General features: G+C 69.5%; 10 protein-coding genes. 5 read left to right on the forward strand and 5 right to left on the reverse strand.

Annotated elements, in window-relative coordinates; all coding sequences use genetic code 11:
• Window positions 1-102: 102 nt before the first annotated feature.
• The 4 genes from F6W97_RS01665 to F6W97_RS01680 all read right to left on the reverse strand — a co-directional run bounded on the left by F6W97_RS01665 (window position 103) and on the right by F6W97_RS01680 (window position 4,861).
• Window positions 103-1,599: a glycoside hydrolase family 36 protein gene (locus F6W97_RS01665; RefSeq protein WP_155368303.1), complete on the reverse strand. Its 1,497-nt coding sequence runs from the start codon at window positions 1,597-1,599 to the stop codon at window positions 103-105.
• Between the two features lie 95 nt (window positions 1,600-1,694).
• Complete coding sequence (locus tag F6W97_RS01670; RefSeq protein WP_155368304.1) at window positions 1,695-3,044, reverse strand: ABC transporter substrate-binding protein; 1,350 nt, start codon at window positions 3,042-3,044, stop codon at window positions 1,695-1,697.
• Between the two features lie 35 nt (window positions 3,045-3,079).
• Window positions 3,080-3,964: a carbohydrate ABC transporter permease gene (locus F6W97_RS01675; RefSeq protein ID WP_155368305.1), complete on the reverse strand. Its 885-nt coding sequence runs from the start codon at window positions 3,962-3,964 to the stop codon at window positions 3,080-3,082.
• A 15-nt stretch (window positions 3,965-3,979) separates the two neighbouring features.
• Window positions 3,980-4,861: a carbohydrate ABC transporter permease gene (locus tag F6W97_RS01680; protein WP_155368306.1), complete on the reverse strand. Its 882-nt coding sequence runs from the start codon at window positions 4,859-4,861 to the stop codon at window positions 3,980-3,982.
• A gap of 257 nt (window positions 4,862-5,118) precedes the next feature.
• Here F6W97_RS01680 and F6W97_RS41340 point away from each other — a divergent pair, with 257 nt between their 5' ends.
• From F6W97_RS41340 to F6W97_RS01700, 4 genes are all read left to right on the forward strand, one after another.
• On the forward strand, window positions 5,119-8,004 hold the full coding sequence (locus tag F6W97_RS41340) for a fibronectin type III domain-containing protein (protein ID WP_196278932.1): 2,886 nt from the start codon (window positions 5,119-5,121) through the stop codon (window positions 8,002-8,004).
• 71 nt (window positions 8,005-8,075) lie between these two features.
• The gene (locus F6W97_RS01690) at window positions 8,076-9,440 is read left to right on the forward strand and encodes a DUF4832 domain-containing protein (RefSeq protein WP_230686319.1); all 1,365 of its coding nucleotides are present in this window, start codon (window positions 8,076-8,078) and stop codon (window positions 9,438-9,440) included.
• Between the two features lie 148 nt (window positions 9,441-9,588).
• On the forward strand, window positions 9,589-12,261 hold the full coding sequence (locus F6W97_RS39960) for a fibronectin type III domain-containing protein (protein WP_196278933.1): 2,673 nt from the start codon (window positions 9,589-9,591) through the stop codon (window positions 12,259-12,261).
• 73 nt (window positions 12,262-12,334) lie between these two features.
• Window positions 12,335-14,848, forward strand: coding sequence for a DUF4832 domain-containing protein (locus F6W97_RS01700; RefSeq protein WP_196278934.1), 2,514 nt, complete (start codon window positions 12,335-12,337; stop codon window positions 14,846-14,848).
• A gap of 52 nt (window positions 14,849-14,900) precedes the next feature.
• On the opposite strand, the gene F6W97_RS01705 is transcribed toward F6W97_RS01700, so the two are convergent.
• Window positions 14,901-16,793, reverse strand: coding sequence for a glycoside hydrolase family 15 protein (locus F6W97_RS01705; RefSeq protein WP_155368308.1), 1,893 nt, complete (start codon window positions 16,791-16,793; stop codon window positions 14,901-14,903).
• Window positions 16,794-16,961: 168 nt separating this feature from the next.
• Here F6W97_RS01705 and F6W97_RS01710 point away from each other — a divergent pair, with 168 nt between their 5' ends.
• Entirely contained in the window at window positions 16,962-17,912 is a 951-nt protein-coding gene (locus F6W97_RS01710; protein ID WP_230686320.1) for a DUF389 domain-containing protein, read from the forward strand.
• Window positions 17,913-17,916: the final 4 nt, after the last annotated feature.

Here is a 17,916-nt window from a genome sequence, read left to right on the forward strand (position 1 = left end):
TCCCTTGTTTTGCGGGCGATCATGCCCGCGCAATACGCTTTGATCTTTACAAAATCGTCGAGTGATGGCAAGCCCACTGACGGTGAGGTTCGCGCGACCAGGTCAGGAGATCGGATAGGCCTGCGCCGCGGGCGTGACCGCCGGTGCGAAGTCGGCCGTCCGCCCGTCCAGTGTGTACTCGTAGCGGCCCACCCGGGTGATCTCCGGCCGCGCTGACAGGTAACCGACCATGTCGTCGAGCTCGGTCGCCGACAGCCAGCTCGGCGGGTCGGACACGGCCCGGAAGCGGCAGATGTCGGCGAGGTCGCGCAGCCATACCAGCTGCTGGTCGGTGAGCAGGTTGAGCCGGCTGCGGAAGTAGATGACGTCGGGGTCGACCTCCGTCAGCGGCTGCTGCCACAGCCGGTGCAGGGTGTTGACCACGGCGTTGCGGGCCATCGCGTCGGACGGGTCGTCGCTGGCGTAGTTCTGCCACATCGGCGCGACGTCCGGACCGCTGCGCAGCCCGTCGAGGATGCCCAGCGACGGCAGCAGCATCGCGCCACTGCCCAGCAGGTACACATCCTCGCCGGCGACTTCGCGGATCAGGGCGAGGGCGTCGCGGTAGGACTGCTCGCGCTCGCCGCCGTCGGCCCGCACACCGGGCGCCGCGCCCGCGTTGATGAAGTCGAGCTTCAGGTACTTGAAGCCCCACTCGTGCACCACCCGGTGGGTCAGCTCGCTGAGGTAGTCGCGGGCGGCGGGCCGGGACAGGTCCAGGGCGTGGTATCCGCTGCCCCAGTTGTTGCCCGCGATGACGTGCTCGCCACGGTGGTCGCGCAGCAGCAGCTCGGGACGCTGCCGGGCCAGCTCGGAGCCGGGCAGCGCGATGAACGGGGCCAGCCACAGCCCTGCGGTCATGCCCGCGTCGGTGATCCGGTCGGCGAGGGCCTTCATGCCCGACGGGAACTTGTGGTTGGGCTGCCAGTCGCCGACCAGCCGCTCCCAGCCGTCGTCGACCTGCACCACGTCGAACGGCAGCCCGCGCAGGTCGTCGACGTCCTTGTTCAGCTGCTGCTCGGTGATGGTCTCGTAGTAGGCGTACCAGGAGCACCAGACGTTGCCCGCGCGGCGGGTGCTGCTGCCCAGCCGCTGCGCCAGCTGCCGGGTGTACGCGGCGAACACCTCGTCCTCGGGGCCGTACGCGGCGAACCAGGGCTGACCGCCGTCCTCGTACCAGCCCGACAGGGTGTCCCGGTCGGCGGCCAGCCGGGGGACGCCGAGGCCGAGCGCGCCGAGCAGCAGGACGTTGCCGTCGCCGGCGTCCAGCGCGGCCACCGCGGAGGAGTGGTGGCGGGCCGGGTCGTCCCAGACGGTGTCGTCGGCGGTGAGGCGCCGCTGCGGGTTGGCGATGCGCAGCGGCGGCTCGCTCAGCCGCCGCCAGCCGCAGGGGCTCCATGAGTTGTGCCCGTGCCGGTAGAACAGGGCATCGCCCAGTCCGTGCAGCAACGCGACCCGTCCCGGTGGCAGGACCAGGCCCCCGTCGGCTGCTTGCGGGCTGCCGGGGCCGTCGTGTTCGAGGGCGAAAGTGTGGCCGGACAGCTCGATGAGCAGTGCCATGGTTCTCCTTGGCGGGTGAGATGCAGATGGTTCGCAGGTGTGGGGGTGCGGCGGGACGCGACCATGCGTCCCGCCGCACCTGTTCGTCGTGCGGGCTACTTGAACAGGGCGTTGACCTGGTCGTTGGCCTTCTTCAACGAGGTGGCCGAGTCGGTCTGGCCGAGGATCGCCGCCTGGATGGCGTCCTGCACGATCTGGCTGACCTCGTTGCCGTGCTCGGTGATCGGCACGAAGAACGTGCCGCCGGGAGCCGCGGCCTCGTCGACGAACACCTTCACGTCGCGACCCTTGCCCGTGTGCGCGGCCAGGGCCTTCTCACTCGCGGACTTGATGGCCGGGAAGACCACGCCGTTGCCGCCGACGATGTTCTGGCAGTCGGCGGAGCCCAGGAACTTGACCCACTTCCAGGCCTCGTCCTTGTGCTTGGTGCCGGACCAGATCGCGTCCGACAGGCCGTTGATCGCGGTCTTGCGACCCTGCGGGCCCGCCGGCAGTGGAGCGAACGCGAACTTGAGCTTCGCGCCCTCGCCCAGGTAGCTGTTGATCATCCAGGAACCGGCGAACGTGATGGCGCCCTTGCCCGCGTTGAGCAGGGAGTCACGGCTCAGCGTGGACGCCTTGTCCAGCGCGGGGGCGTAACCCTTGGCGCTCAGCGACTTGAACCAGTCGATGGTCTGGGCGAGCTTCGGGTCGTCGTACTTGTACTGGGTGCCCCAGGGGTTCTTGTCCAGGTAGGTGAACCCGTTGCTGGCGGCCAGGTTGCCCCAGCCGTTCTGGCCCTGCGAGCCGTCGGCCCACTCCGGCAGGAAGCCGAAGACCTTGACCTTGGTCTTGTCGAACGCGGGGTCCAGGCCGTTGCGGCCCTTCTCGTCGACCGTCGCCTTGGCGATGGCCTGCTCGAAGGTGCCGCCGTCGGTCGGGTTCCAGGTCAGGTCCGCCAGGCCGGCCGCGTCGATGCCCTGGGTCTTGAGGTGCTCGGTGTTGTAGACCAGGGCCATGGTGTCCCAGTCCTTCGGCAGACCGAAGCGCTGGCCGTCCTTGGTGAACAGGTCGGCCAGGCCGCCCTGGTACTGGGACAGGTCGACCTTGTCGGCGTCGACGAAGGGCTGGATGTCGAGGATCTGCCCGGAGCTGACGAACTGCGGGTAGTACGAGCCCTGGTTGGTCCACACGTCCGGGGCGTCGCCCGCCGCGATCTGCGTGGTCAGGTTCTGCCAGTACTCGTTCCACGCCGCCTGGCTGATCTTGATGGTGATGTTCGGGTTGGCGGTGTGGAACGCGTCCGCGCACTGCTGGTAGGACGCCTTCTGGTTGTCGTCCCAGAGCCAGTAGTCGAGGGTGACGGCTGCGCCGGGCTCCTGCTCGGCGGCGCTGGTGCAAGCGGCCAGACCGGCCACCACGGCCAGGGACAGCAGCGCTGCTCCGGCCCGTGATCTGCGGTTCATCGGTGCCTTCTCTCTTTTTTGGGGGTGGGTGTTGTTCACTTGCTGCCGGTGAAGTTGAGGGACTGGACCAGCCGCTTGCCCATGAAGATCAGCAGGACGAGCACGGGCAGGACGGACAGCGTCGAGGCGGCCATCAGGCCGGTCCAGTCGGGTTGGGTGTTGGGCGACTGCTGCAGGAAGACCCCGAGCGCGACGGTGACCAGGCGGTTGCTCTCGTCGCGGCCGACCAGCAGCGGCCAGAGGAAGTCCTTCCAGGCCCAGACTGTGGTGGTGAGCCCGATGGTGATCAGCGGCCCGCGGCTCATCGGCAGCGCGATGCGCCAGAAGATGCCCCACGGGCCGTTGCCGTCGAGGATCGCCGCCTCCTCCACGTCGCGGGGCAGCGACAGGAAGAACTGGCGCAGGAAGAACACCGCGAACGGGGTCATCAGCAGGGTCGGGGCGACCATGCCGGCCATGGTGCTCATCAGGCCGAGGTCTTTGACCAGGATGAAGTTCGGCAGCAGCGTGAAGATCGGCGGCACCATCAGCGCCGCGATCACGATGCCGAAGACCAGGTCGCGGCCGGGGAAACGCAACCGGGCGAAGGCGTATCCGGCCATCGCGCAGAACAGCGTCTGCACGATCGCGATCAGGCTGCAGTAGACGATCGAGTTCCACAGGTACCCGGCGAAGTTGATGTGCGCGCCGGAGCCGCCCGCGGCGCGGGCCTCGGCCTCGCTGGTCAGTCCGAGTACCCGGCTGAAGTTGATCAGCGTCGGGTGGTCGGGCAGCAGGCCGGCGTTGTCGGTGTAGATGTCGGCCGCCGGGGTGAGCGCGGTGCGGATCATCCACCAGAACGGGAAGACGGTCACCACGATGAAGGCGGCCAGCGCGACCCACGCCAGGGCGCGGCCGAGGTGGAAAGTCCTGCGAGTCATGTCTTTCGTCCCCTCTCAGGCCAGGTCCGAGCGCGAGGCACGCAGCATGCGCATCTGTATCGCGGTGAGCAGGCCGAGGATCAGCGCCAGGCAGATCGCCGCGGCGGCGGCGTAGCCCATGTGGAAGTACTTGAAGGCCTGCTGGTAGATGAAGTAGTAGATGACCTGGGTGGCCGCGACGGGCCCGCCCTTGGTGGTGACGGCGATCGTGTCGAAGATCTGGAACGAGCCGATCATGGACACGACCAGCACCAGTGCCAGCACGGGGCGCAGCAGCGGCAGGGTGATGCGGCGGAACATGCGCCACTCGCCCGCGCCGTCGATCGACGCTCCCTCGTAGAGGTACTGCGGGATCTGCAGCATCCCGGCGTAGAGCAGCAGCGCCGTGTAGCCGGTGTAGGCCCAGGTGTTGATGCCGGCCACCGTCGGCATCGCCCAGGTCTCGTCGGTGAAGAAGCCGATCGGGTCCATGCCGAAGGTGTGCAGCAGCTGGTTGACGAAGCCGAGGTTGGTGTCCAGCAGCCACATCCAGAGCAGGCCGATGGTGACGTTGGGGACCAGCCAGGGCAGCAGCAGCGTCGCCCGGAGCACGACCGAGCGGGTCAGCCGGTGCATCAGTGACGCGATGCCCAGCGCCAGCAGGGTCTGCGACCCGATGTTGAGCACCACGTACCAGGCCGTCACCAGCATGGAGTTCCAGAACTTCTGGTCGGCGAACAGCTTCGCGTAGTTCTCGGTGCCCACGTAGGACGGCGTGTTGAGCATCGTGTAGTCGGTGAGGGAGTACCACACGCCCCGGGCGGCCGGGTAGCCGTAGAACACGGCGAATCCCACCAGCACCGGCGCCAGGAACCACCACGCCGCCCGGCGGTCGTCCCGCGGTTTTGTCGCGCTCATCCACGTCCTCGGATCCGTCTATCGGTCGGCTCTTGCCAGCCGCCCCGCTCTCGAATAATGATGTAGACCTTCGAAATTTTGTCAACACCTCTTCGTATTACTTCGGTAACGACGAGGAGGCCGACCAGCAAAGAACTGCCGTGCCGCTGCTCGGACCAGGGACTTTAGCGACCTGCCGAACCGGCGCAGGGGTGTGCCCGAGCGGCGCACCCTCCCGAACCGTCCGACGAACTGCCCGACTCTGCCCGGAGATCGACATGAAATCACGTTCACGCGGCCGAACCGTGCTGGCCGCACTCGCCGTCGCGGCTCTCGCGGCCGCGCTGACCCTCGTCAGTCCGACCGGTGCGCTCGCCGCCCCGGCCGGCCCGCCCCCGCGTCCCGCCGCCCCCGCGAGCCCCGACCCCACCCTGCAGATCCACGCGCTGACCGCCGCCCCCGGACCGGTGGACAACCCGCTCAAGGGCTGGGCCAGGTTCTACTCACCCGGAGGTGACCAGAACAACGGCTTCCCGCATGCGCTGACCTGGGGCTACTTCGGTCTGTCGGAGATCATGAACAGCGCCGGGAACTGCGGCAGCTACAACTGGTCGATCATCGACAGCATGCTGGCCGAGACCGCCGGCTACGGCAACCAGGCCGCCATCCGCGTCTACATGACCTACCCCGGCGGCACCGGCAGCCACCCGGCCAACGCCATCCCGCCGTGCTTCAACGGCAACGTCGCCACCCGCGCCGACGCCACCTGGAACGTCACGCACCCCGACTACGACAGCCCGTTCCTGATCAACGCGTTGAAGAACTTCATCGCCGCGTTCGGGGCCCGCTACGACGGCGACCCTCGGCTCGGGTTCATCCACCTGGGCCTGGTCGGGCTGTGGGGCGAGTGGCACACCTGGCCCTACGACACCGACACCGGCGACGGGCTGCCCAACTACATGCCCACCGACGCCAACGGGGCGCAGCTTGTCGCCGCCTTCGACACCGCGTTCAACACCACCAAGGTCGAGATCCGCTACGCCGACGCGGCCGGCGGCGCGGCCAACTCCCGCGACATCGGCTACCACGACGACTCGTTCTGCTTCCGGGAAGGCTCACCCCTGCAGGGCGTCACCCTGCCGACGTCCCTGGGCGGCGCCTCCTACGCCCACCTGCAGCGCAACATCGCCACCGGCACCGAGAACAAGTGGATCACCAGCTCAATCGGCGGCGAGCTGCGCCCCGAGATCCAGACCTTCGCGTTCCAGTCCTGGCCGAACGGCTCGGGCACTGTCGACAACCTCAAGGCGTGCATCGAGCTCGCCCACGCCACCTGGATGATCAACGAGGGGAGCGCCGCCTACTCGCCCACCGACGCGAACGTTTCGGCCGCGGTGCGGGCGATGGGCTACAACCTCACCGTCGACAACGCCTACTTCAAGGACACCGCCAGCGGCGCGACCAGCGTCGGCGTGCAGATCAGCAACAGCGGAGCCGCCCCGTTCTACTACCCGTGGACGGTCGTCCTCGGCCTGAAGAACAGCGCCGGGACCGTGGTGCGCACCTTCGACACCAGCTGGGACCTGCGCAAGGTCCAGCCGCTGACGATCAGGAACTTCCCCGACTGGAACACCGGGTCCGACCCGAGCTACCGCGACTACGGCTACCGGCAGTATTTCCAGCACAGCGCCGACTTGTCCGGCCTCGCTCAGGGCGGATACCAGTGGGTCCTGCGGGTCAAGAACCCGCTGGAGACGGTGAGCGCGAACGCCAAGAAGCTGCGCTTCGCCAACGCCACCCAGAACGCCGACGGCTGGGTCGGCCTCGGCGCGGTCACCGTCGGCACCGGCGGCGGCAGTGACACCACCGCCCCGAGCACCCCGACCGGGCTGACCTCCACGGGCCAGACGTCGTCGTCGGTGTCGCTGTCCTGGAACGCGTCCACCGACAACGTCGGCGTCACCGGCTACGAGGTCTTCCGTGGCGCGACCCTGGTCGGCAGCCCGACCGGGACGTCGTTCACCGACACCGGCCTGACCGCGTCGACCAGCTACAGCTACACCGTCAAGGCCCGCGACGCCGCCGGCAACCGCTCGGCGGCGAGCAACACGGTCACCGTCTCCACCTCGGCCAGCGGCGGCGGTTCGACGACCTACGAGGCTGAGGCGTCGGGCAACACGCTGTCCGGCGGCGCCCTGGTGGCGTCCTGCGCCACGTGCTCGGGCGGGTCGAAGGTCGGCTACCTCGGCAACGGAGCGTCGGTGGCGTTCACCAACGTCGCCGGCGGCACCGGCGGCTCGCGCACCGTGACGATCTACTACCTGACGGCCGAGGCGCGCACCGCCGTCGTCAACGGGCAGACCGTCAACTTCGCGTCCACCGGCAGCTGGACCACTGTCGGCTCCACCACCGTCACCCTCAACCTCGCCGCCGGCAGTAACACCATCACCATCGCCAACCCCGGCGGCTGGGCCCCTGACGTCGACCGCATCACCGTGCCCGCGGCAGGCGGCGGAGGCGACACCACCGCGCCAAGCGTGCCCACCGGCCTGGCCTCGCCGAGCAAGACCGCCACCTCGATCACCCTGTCGTGGAACGGCTCCACCGACAACGTCGGCGTGACCGGCTACCAGATCCTGCGTGGCGGCAGCCCGGTCGGCACGTCGCCGACCACCGGCTTCACCGACACCGGGCTGACCGCGTCGACCGCCTACACCTACACGGTCAGGGCCTATGACGCCGCCGGGAACTACTCGGCCGCGTCCAGCCCGCTGACCGTGACGACCAACGCGGGCGGCACGACGCCCGTCAGCTACGAGGCCGAGGCGTCCGGCAACACCCGGAGCGGCACGGCGGCCGTGGCATCCTGCGCGGCCTGCTCAGGCGGTTCGAAGGTCGGCTACGTCGGCAGCGGCGCGACCCTGTCGTTCAACAACGTCGCCGGTGGCACGGGCGGCTCGCGCACCGTGACGATCCACTACCTGTCGGCCGTGGCCCGCTCCGCGACGGTCAACGGGCAGACGGTGAACTTCGCGCCCACCGCGAACTGGGACACCGTCGGCACCGCCACGGTCACGCTGAACCTGGGCGCGGGCAACAACACGATCACCATCGCCAACCCGTCGGGCTGGGCTCCCGACATCGACCGGATCACCGTCAGCTGACCCAGCCCCACCCGCCCCGGCCAGGTAACGGGGGCCTGGCCGGCTTCCCACTCCGACCGAGGAAACCCATCATGAGAAGAACCCTCCGCCTCACCGTCGCCGTGCTGGCGGCGCTCACCCTCGCGGCTGGCACGCCCGCCGTGGCCCGGCCCGCGCCCACCGAACCGCAGTGGACGCCGCTGACCTACACCTCCGCGCCCGCCGACAACCCCCTCAAGGGCTTCATGCCCTACGCGGGCAGCTACCAGACCTTCCCGTACAGCATGGAATGGTTCTACCTGCCCGTCCGCGACGTGATGACCGGGCCGAAGCAGTTCCGCTGGGACGCCGTCGAACGCCAGCTCAACGCCATCGCCGCCCGCGGCCACCAGGCCGTGTTCCGGTTCTACCTCGACTACCCCGGCAAGCCCACCGGCATCCCGCAGTACCTGCTCGACCAGGGCCTGGTCACCCACGCCTACGACGACTTCGGCAACAACGGCGTCAGCGTCGCCCCCGACTACAGCGACCCGCGCCTGATCACCGCCGTGCAGGACTTCATCACCGCGCTCGGGCGCAGGTACGACGGCGACCCGCGCATCGGCTTCCTCACCCTGGGCCTGATCGGCTTCTGGGGCGAGTGGCACACCTGGCCCTACGACGGCTGGACCAAGCCGGAGAACTGGATGCCCTCCACCGAGATCCTCGCCGGCATCCTGAACACCTTCGACAGCGCGTTCGACAGGACCAGGCTGCTGGCCCGCTACCCGAGCCCGCAGAACAAGGAACTGGGCATCGGCTACCACGACGACTCGTTCGCCTTCGAGACGCTGCCGGTGCAGTCGTGGCACTTCGTGCAGCGCCTCATCGACGAGGGCGTCACCGACAAGTGGCAGCGCGAGCCGATCGGCGGCGAGCTGCGCCCGGAGATCCAGGCCTGCCTGTTCGAGCAGCCCGTCAGCTGCGGCCAGTACGAGGACTTCACGCAGTCGGTCGACCAGACCCACATCAGCTGGATGATCAACCACGCGGCGTTCGCCCCGGACGGCTACACCGGCGACGAGTACTTCCGCGCCCTGGCCGCGGCCAAGTCGCTGGGCTACGAGCTGACCGTCACCGAGGCGGCACTGTCGCGCGACCGGGTGTCGGTGCGCGTCGCCAACCGCGGCACCGCCCCCTTCTACTACGACTGGCGGGCCGAGCTGGCCGCCGTCGACAGCCAGGGCCGCATCGTGCGGCGCTGGCACACCGGCTGGACCGTGGCCGGCATCCAGCCCGGCCAGGACCCCGCCGAGCTGACCACCCGCATCGACACCCGCGGCCTGCGCGCAGGCAGCTACGACCTCGTCATGCGCGTGGCCAACCCGCTGCCCAACGGCATCCCGTTGCGGTTCGCCAACACCAGCCAGGACACCCACACCGGCTGGCTGCACCTCGGTTCCGTCACCACCCGCTGACGGCGCCGCCGCACCGGGTGCTGTCCGCAGCGCGCCGACGGCACCCCTGCACCACCGCACCTGGGTGCCGTCGGCAGCCCGCCGGCGGCACCCCTGCACCGAACCCTTTCCTGTTCCTGAACTTCGTCCCCGAAGGGAACAACGGTTCATGCCATCTCTGCGCAAGCTGCTCGCCGCCACGGCGGCAGCGCTGACCCTCGCGCTGGTCGCCACCAGCGCGGCCGCCGCACCGGCGGGCCCGCCGCCGCGACCGGCGGCCGGGCCCGGCCCCGACACGAGCCTGACCGCCCACACCTACACCTACGCCGATGCGGCACTCGGCCAGCCGCTGAAGGGGTTCGCCCCCTACCTCTTCCCCGGCGACAACCTGTCCACCAAGTACCCGGGCGGCCTGGTCTGGAGCTACTTCGCCCTCAACGAGGTGATGAAGGACCCGGCCAGCTGCGCCAACATCGACTGGAGCGTGTTCGAGAAGGCGCTCGACGAAGCCGCCGTCTGGAGCCGCCAGACCGCGTTCCGCTTCTACCTGGAGTACCCCGGCGGCAGTGGCACCCACCCCGGCAACGGCATCCCGCCGTGCCTTAACGGCAAGATGGCGCTGCGCACCAACGGGTTCTGGGGCACCGTCAGCCCCGACTACGACGACCCGGACGTCATCAGCGCGCTGACCACCTTCATCAACGCGTTCGCGGCCCGCTACGACAAGGCCGGGCCGGGCGGCACCGCCGACCCGCGCATCGGGTTCATGTCGCTGGGCCTGGTCGGCCTGTGGGGCGAGTGGCACACCTGGCCGTACGACCGGGACCTGGCCGACGGCTACCCGAACCTGATGCCGACCGACGCGACCATCCGCACCATCATCGGGGCGTACGACGCCGCGTTCGACAACATCCAGCTGGAGGTCCGCTACCCCCTCGCCGGCACCGAGACCGCGAACATCGGCTTCCACGACGACTCGTGGCCGTACAAGGAGTTCCGCAACGGCGGGCAGCTCAAGAGCATGACCCTGCCGATGTCGATGAACGGCTGGGAGGACGCGTTCCTGCAGCTGCAGCTCAACACCGGCACCGAGAACCGGTGGGTCACCCAGTCCATCGGCGGCGAGGCCCGCCCGGAGATCCAGGGCACCCTCTACGCCAACTACCCGGGCGGGTCCGGGCAGGTCGACGACGTGCTCGCGGCGACCGAGCTGACCCACATCACCTGGATGATCAACCAGACCGGCGCGGGCGGGTACAGCACCAGCGACCCGAAGGTCTCCGCCGGGGTCCGCAAGATGGGTTACAACCTGCACATTCCGCAGGCCAACTTCAACGCGACCGCCGCCGGCAACTTCAAGGTCGGCGTCACGATGCAGAACGACGGCGTCGCCCCGTTCTACTACCCGTGGACGGTGCAGCTCGGCCTGCGCAACAGCGCGGGCGCGGTCGTGAAGACCTGGGACACCAGCTGGGACCTGCGTACCGTGCAGCCTCTGAAGATCCGCGCCTTCCCGGACTGGAACGTGGGGGCCGACCCGAAGTACCTCGACTTCGGCCGCCCGGTGAACTTCTCCACGACCGTCAGCACCGCGGGTGTGCCCGCGGGCGCATACAGCCTGGTCCTGAAGGTTCGCAACCCGCTGGAGGCGGTCACCGCCGACGTGCTGCGCGCCCGGCCCGCCGCCAGCAGGCTCACCGACTGGATCATCGACCAGTGGCGGCCGCGGCTGCCGCTGTCGTTCGCCAACGCCAACCAGGGCGCTGACGGCTGGGTGAACCTCGGCGGCGTCTCGACCTCCGGCACCTGCACGGGTGACTGCACGGCTCCGTCGACGCCGACCGGCCTGGCCGTGTCCGGGGTGACGAACACGAGCGTGTCGCTGTCCTGGACGGCGGCCACGGACAACGTGGGGGTCACCGGCTACCAGGTGTTCCGTGACGGGGTCCTGGCGGGTTCGCCGACGGGAACCACGTTCACCGACAGCGGGCGCTCGCCGGGGCAGACGTACCAGTACACGGTCCGGGCACTCGACGCGGCCGGGAACGTGTCCAATTCGTCCGCAACGGTGGCCGCGACCACCACGGGATGTGCGGGTGACTGCACTGCCCCGAGTTCTCCCACTCTGTCCTCGCCGGGCAAGACCGACACGAGCGTGTCGCTGTCGTGGACGGCGTCGACGGACAACGTGGGGGTGACCGGGTACGAGGTGTTCCGCGGGTCGACCCTGGTCGGCGGTCCGACGGGCACGTCGTTCACCGACACCGGCCTGACGGCGTCGACGGCGTACAGCTACACCGTCAAGGCCCGTGACGCGGCGGGCAACCGGTCTGCGGCCAGCAACACCGTCACAGTCACCACCAGCGCCGCACCTCAGCCGCCCACCGGCCTGGTGCTCGACAACTACGACGGCACCCCGGCCTACCCGTCGTCGAACCAGAACGACCTCGGCAAGTGGACCGGCGGCAACTGCTTCCTCGACGGCGGCGGCAACGGCGTCGTCACCGGCGGGGCGCTGAGCCTGCGCTACAACAACTGCGGCTGGTTCGGCTCCGACGTCGGCGTGGACCTCAGCGCCTACACCTACCTGGTCGTGCGGATCAAGGGCGCGGCCGGTGGCGAGCAGAGCCACTTCAACCTGGGTCTGGGCGGTTCGACGAAGGTGTTCGGCGACTTCACCCTCGACGGGGGAGCACACCCGGTGATCACCACCGCCTACCAGGACATCCGGATCCCGATGGCCGCCAACGGCATCAACCGCAACTCGCCGTCCCAGCTGGCCATGGGCTTCTGGTACGGCGGCAACTCGACCATCTCGATCGACCACATCACGTTCCAGTAGCGCAAGCCGGCCGCCTGGCAGGGCTCCCGACCCGGCCAGGCGGCCTACCCTCCCGATGCACAGGAAGGCCACCATGCCCACCCGCGTACTGCGGATGTTCACCGCGACAACGCTACTGGCCGCGCTGGCGGTCGTGTCGCTCGGCACGCCCGCCCAGGCCGCCACCGTCACCTACCAGGCCGATCTGGCCACCGCGTTCGCCAACCCGGAACGCGGTTACCACAACCGCTACGAGATCATCAACGACCCGGCGGTCAACGACTACGTCAACGCCGCCACCATCCCCGGCTTCAACCCGGACCTGCTCGACCGGACCTTCGCCCGGGCCAAGGCCAACGGCAACACCCTCGTGCACAGCTACGTGCACCTCGACAAGTACAAGACGCAGGCCTTGCCGCAGGCGCTGCTCGACAACCTCGCCTCCGGCCTGGCCGCGGTCCGCACCGCCGGCCTGAAAATCGTGCTGCGGCCCGCGTACACCTGGGACGGCTACGCCACCGTCGCCGAGTCGCAGATCCTCGCCCACATCGCACAGATCGACGCCGTGATCACCGCGAACGCCGACGTCGTGTTGCACCTGGAGACCGGCTACCTCGGCGCCTGGGGCGAGTGGCACACCGGCGGCCTGACCAACCCGTCCTCGGTCGAGGAGGCCCCTGCCCGGTACCGGATCGTCAAGAAGATCGCCGACACCACCCCGGCGAGCATCCCTCTGGCGATGCGCTACCCGATCTACATCAAGGAGATGGTCGACCCGACCTCCTGTGTCGTCCCGGAAGGCTGCACGCTGACCCAGGCGCAGAAGGACCGGATCAGCTTCCACAACGACTGCTTCCTGGCCGACCTCAACGACATGGGCACCTACGACAACCCGTCCTGGATGGGCTGGTTCTACATCGAGCAGAAGAAGCAGTGGATGTACGACCTGGCCACCTCGACCGGGTTCAACAAGATGGTCGGCGGTGAGACCTGCGGCGCGGACGGCTACAACGACGCCGCCTGCGTCAACGCGCAGACCGAGATGAACAAGCTCAACTTCACCGAGATCAACGAGGACTACGCCGCCGTCAACACCGACAAGTGGAAGGCGGCCAACCTCGCCGCCGGCGGCAACGACCCCGCCGAGACCTGCTTCGTGCGCATCAAGCGCAAGATGGGGTATCGGCTGAGGCTGCTCGACGCCACCTTCCCGACCACCGTCGCACCCGGCGGCAGCCTCGGCCTCACCGCGCACCTCAGCAACGACGGCTGGTCCGGGCTGATCAAGAACCGCACCGCCTACCTGGTGCTCGACAACGGCACGAACCGCTACAACCTGCCGTTGAACGGCGTCGACCCGCGCACCTGGCTGGCCGGCGCGAGCACCGTCACCAGCAGCGCCACCGTCCCCGGCGGTGCCGCTGCGGGCAACTACAAGCTGGCGCTGTGGCTCCCGGACCCGACGGCGGCGCTGCAGTCCCGGCCGGAGTACTCGATCCGCCTGGCCAACACCGGCACCTGGGACGCGGCCAAGGGCTACAACGTGCTCGCGTCCTCGGTCACCGTGGGCTCCTGCACTGGTGACTGCACGGCTCCGTCGACGCCGACCGGCCTGGCCGTGTCCGGGGTGACGAACACGAGCGTGTCGCTGTCCTGGACGGCGTCCACCGACAACGTGGGTGTGACCGGCTACCAGGTGTTCCGTGGCGGGACGCAGGTCGGCACCCCGTCGGGTACGTCGTTCACGGACACGGGCCGTTCGCCGGGTCAGACGTACCAGTACACGGTCCGGGCGGTCGACGCCGCAGGCAACACGTCCGGGCAGTCGGCGACGGTTTCGGGGACCACGACGGGCTGCTCGGGCGACTGCACCGCGCCGTCCGCGCCGACGCTGTCCTCGCCCGCGAAGACCGACACGTCGGTGTCGCTGTCGTGGGCGGCGTCGACGGACAACGTGGGGGTGACCGGTTACGAGGTGTTCCGCGGGTCGACGCTGGTCGGCAGCCCGTCGGGGACCTCGTTCACCGATACCGGCCTGACGGCGTCCACGGCCTACAGCTACACCGTCAAGGCCCGGGACGCGGCCGGTAACCGGTCCGCGGCGAGCAACACCGTCACCGTGACGACGGATGCGACGCCGCAGCCGCCGACCGGGCTGGTGCTGGACAACTTCGACGGGACCCCGGCCTACCCGTCGTCGTCGCAGAACGACCTCGGCAAGTGGACCGGGGCGAACTGCTTCCTCGACGGCGGCGGCTCGGGCGCGGTCACCGGCGGCGCGTTGAGCCTGCGTTACAACAACTGCGGCTGGTTCGGCTCGGACGTCGGTGTGAACCTGAGCGCCTACACCTACCTCGTGGTGCGGATCAAGGGTGCCGCGGGCGGTGAGCAGAGCCACTTCAACCTCGGCCTGGGTGGTGCGACGAAGGTGTTCGGCGACTTCACGCTCGACGGGGGAGCGCACCCGGTGATCACCACCGCCTACCAGGACATCAAGATCCCGATGGTCGCCAACGGGATCAACCGCAACTCGCCGTCGCAGTTGGCCATGGGCTTCTGGTACGGCGGCAGCTCCACCGTCACCATCGACCACATCACCTTCCAGTAACCGTCCATCTTCCGGCGCCAGGTGCTCACGGGGCACCTGGCGCCGCCGTCACTCAGAGCTCCGGCAGCAGCTCGGCCAGGATGATCCGCCCGGCGGCCTCGATGAGCGCCAGGTGCGAGAACGCCTGCGGGAAGTTGCCCAGGTGCCGACCGGCCTCGGTGTCGAACTCCTCGGCGTACAGGCCCAGCGGCGAGGCGATGGTCAGCAGCCGTTCCATCATGTCCCGGGCCCGGTCCAGCTGCCCGACCGCGGCCATCGCCGACACCAGCCAGAACGAGCAGATCAGGAAGGTGCCCTCCTTACCGCTCATGCCGTCGTCGGTCTGGTCGGTGCGGTACCGCAGCACGTAGCCGTGCTCGGTCAGCTCGTCGGCGATCGCCGCCACGGTGTTGCGCATCCGCTCGTCCTCGGGCGGCAGGAAGCCGAACAGCACCGCCAGCAGCGTCGAGGCGTCCAGGGAGTCGGTGCCGTAGTGCTGGCGCAGCACCCCGCGTTCGGTGACGCCGTTGGCGAGGATGTCGGCGCGGATCTGCTCGGCCGTGTCGCGCCAGGCCGCCGCGCGGGTGCTGTCGCCCCGGATGCCGGCCAGCGTCGCCGCGCGGTCCAGGGCCACCCAGCACATGAGCTTGCTCGACACGTAGTGCTGCGGCTCGCCGCGGGCCTCCCAGATGCCCTGGTCCGGCTGCTGCCAGACCTGGGTCGCGCACTCGGCCTGGGAGACCACGATCGGCCACAGCCGCCGGGGCAGCCGCCTGCTGTGCCGGGTGTGCAGCAGGATCGAGGCGAGCACGGCGCCGTAGACGTCGTTCTGGCGCTGGTCGAACGCGCCGTTGCCGATGCGCACCGGGCGGGCGCCCTCGTAGCCGGACAGGTCGTCGCGGGTCGACTCGGCCAGGTCGCGCCGGCCGTCGATGCCGTACATGATCTGTAGTGAGCCGTCCTCGGTCGCCTCGACGTCGGCGATGAACTGCATGAACTCTTCGGCTTCCCATTCGAGGTTGAGCCAGTGCAGCGCCTTGAGCGTGAAGGTGGTGTCGCGCATCCAGGTGTAGCGGTAGTCCCAGTTGCGTTCCCCGCCGGGCGTCTCGGGCAGCGAGGTGGTGAGTGCGGCGACGGTGGCCCCGGTGGGCATGTAGGTCAGGCCCTTGATGACCAGCGCCGAGCGCTGCAGCGGGTCGCGCCAGCGGTGATCGGGGATGCGTGCCCCGGCCAGCCAGGTGCGCCAGTATTCGGTGGTGGCCTCGATCATGGCTTGCGCCTGGTCGCCGTCCGGCGGCGTCACGGACGGGTCCGCCCAGGACAGCGTGCAGTACGCCCGCTCGCCGGCGTGCAGCACGTGCCTGCCCCGGACCCGGGTGCCCTCGATGCCCAGCGGAAGGTCGGATCGCAGCCGGAGATCGGGCTGGCCGTTGACGGTCGCGGCGATGGACGGGTCGTCGGACGCCAGGGCCCACGCGGCGGGGGTGCGCCCGTAGTCGAAGACGGGTTCGCAGACCATTTCCAGTTCGACCTGTCCTTTGAGACACACGGCGGTGCGGACCAGCAGGTGGGATGCGTCGTCGTCGGCCGGTGGCCGGGTGTGCGGGGTCACCGTGTCGGCCCCGGTCCGCGGGCCGATGACCAGCGCGTCGGTGACCAGAAGCCAGCCTGACGTGGTGCGCCACGTCGTCTCCAGCACGTTCGTGCCCGGCCGGTACACCCGGGAGGTCGGGTGCGCGATGGCGTAGGGCCCGAACCGGAACATGCCGGCCTCGCGGTCCAGCAGGCTGCCGAAGACGCTGGGGGAGTCGAACGCGGGCACGCACAGCCAGTCGACCGAGCCGTCGGGGGCGATCAGCGCCCCGGTGTGGCAGTCGGACAGGAACGCGTACTGGGCGATCGGCGGGAACGGCGACGGCGCTGACACCTGCTGGTCCGTGGTGCTCCTGGCATCTATCGCGGTCATCGTGCGCCACCTGTCGTAGTCCCCGGTCAGCGCGGCGGCCTTGCGGCATTCGCCCGCATGGCACCAGTTTAGGACGGTAAGAATATTTCAGGGTGGATGTCAGTGAACGGGCGGATGCCCGGCAAGGCGGTCTGTCGAGGCCGCCAGTGAGCGAGGTCCGGCGTGGGCGTGATCCACCTTCGGGTCGCCAGCCCGCCCGAGCAGACGGACCAGGTCCTGGCGCTGCTCGCCGGTGACGGTGGTGTGGTGGACGTCGTGGTGCACCGCGGGGCGCTGCACCCGGCCGGGGACGCGATCGAGTGCGACGTGCTCGCCGGGGCCGCCAACGACGTGCTGGCGCGGCTGCGCGAGCTGCGCGTCCACCAGCACGGGTCGCTGATGGTCGATCCGGTGGAGCTGACCATGTCGGACCGGGTCGACGCCGCCGCCGTGGGCCTTCGCGGGCCGCTGGCCAGGGCGCCGGTCTGGGCCGAGGTCGAGGCGCGCATCGTGGGCGACGCCACCGCCACCCCCAGCTTCTACCTCTACCTGGTCATCGCCGGCGTCATCGGCGCGGTCGGCCTGCTGACCAACTCGGAGATCCTTATCGTCGCCGCGATGATCCTGGGCCCGGAGTACGGCCCGATCACCGGCGTCGCGCTCGGCATCGACCGGCGGTCGTGGCTCCCGATCCGGCAGGGTCTGGCGGCGCTGGCGGTGGGCTTCAGCCTGGCCGTGCTGGCCGCGTACGCCTTCACGATGCTGGTGCGCGCCCTGGGCCTGGTGCCCACCGCGTTCACCCTCGGGGTGCGCCCGGTGAGCCACCTGATCGACACCCCGAACTTCTACTCCGTGGTGGTCGCGGTGCTGGCCGGGATCGCCGGCGTGGTCGCCCTGACCCATACCCGCACCAGCACCCTGCTGGGGGTCTTCGTCTCGGTGACCACCATCCCGGCTGCCGCCGACATCGGCGTCGCCCTCGCCGCGAGCAGCCCCGCCCAGGCGCGCGGCTCGCTGTGGCAACTGCTGCTCAACATCACACTGCTGATCGTGGTGGGCTTCGCGACCCTGCGCGCCCAGCGAGCGCTATGGGGCCGCATCAGCCGGCGCGTGCTCACCCGCCGGTCCGCGCACGGCTGACGGA

It is taken from the genome of Catellatospora vulcania (assembly GCF_009720385.1).
Classification (GTDB): domain Bacteria; phylum Actinomycetota; class Actinomycetes; order Mycobacteriales; family Micromonosporaceae; genus Catellatospora; species Catellatospora vulcania.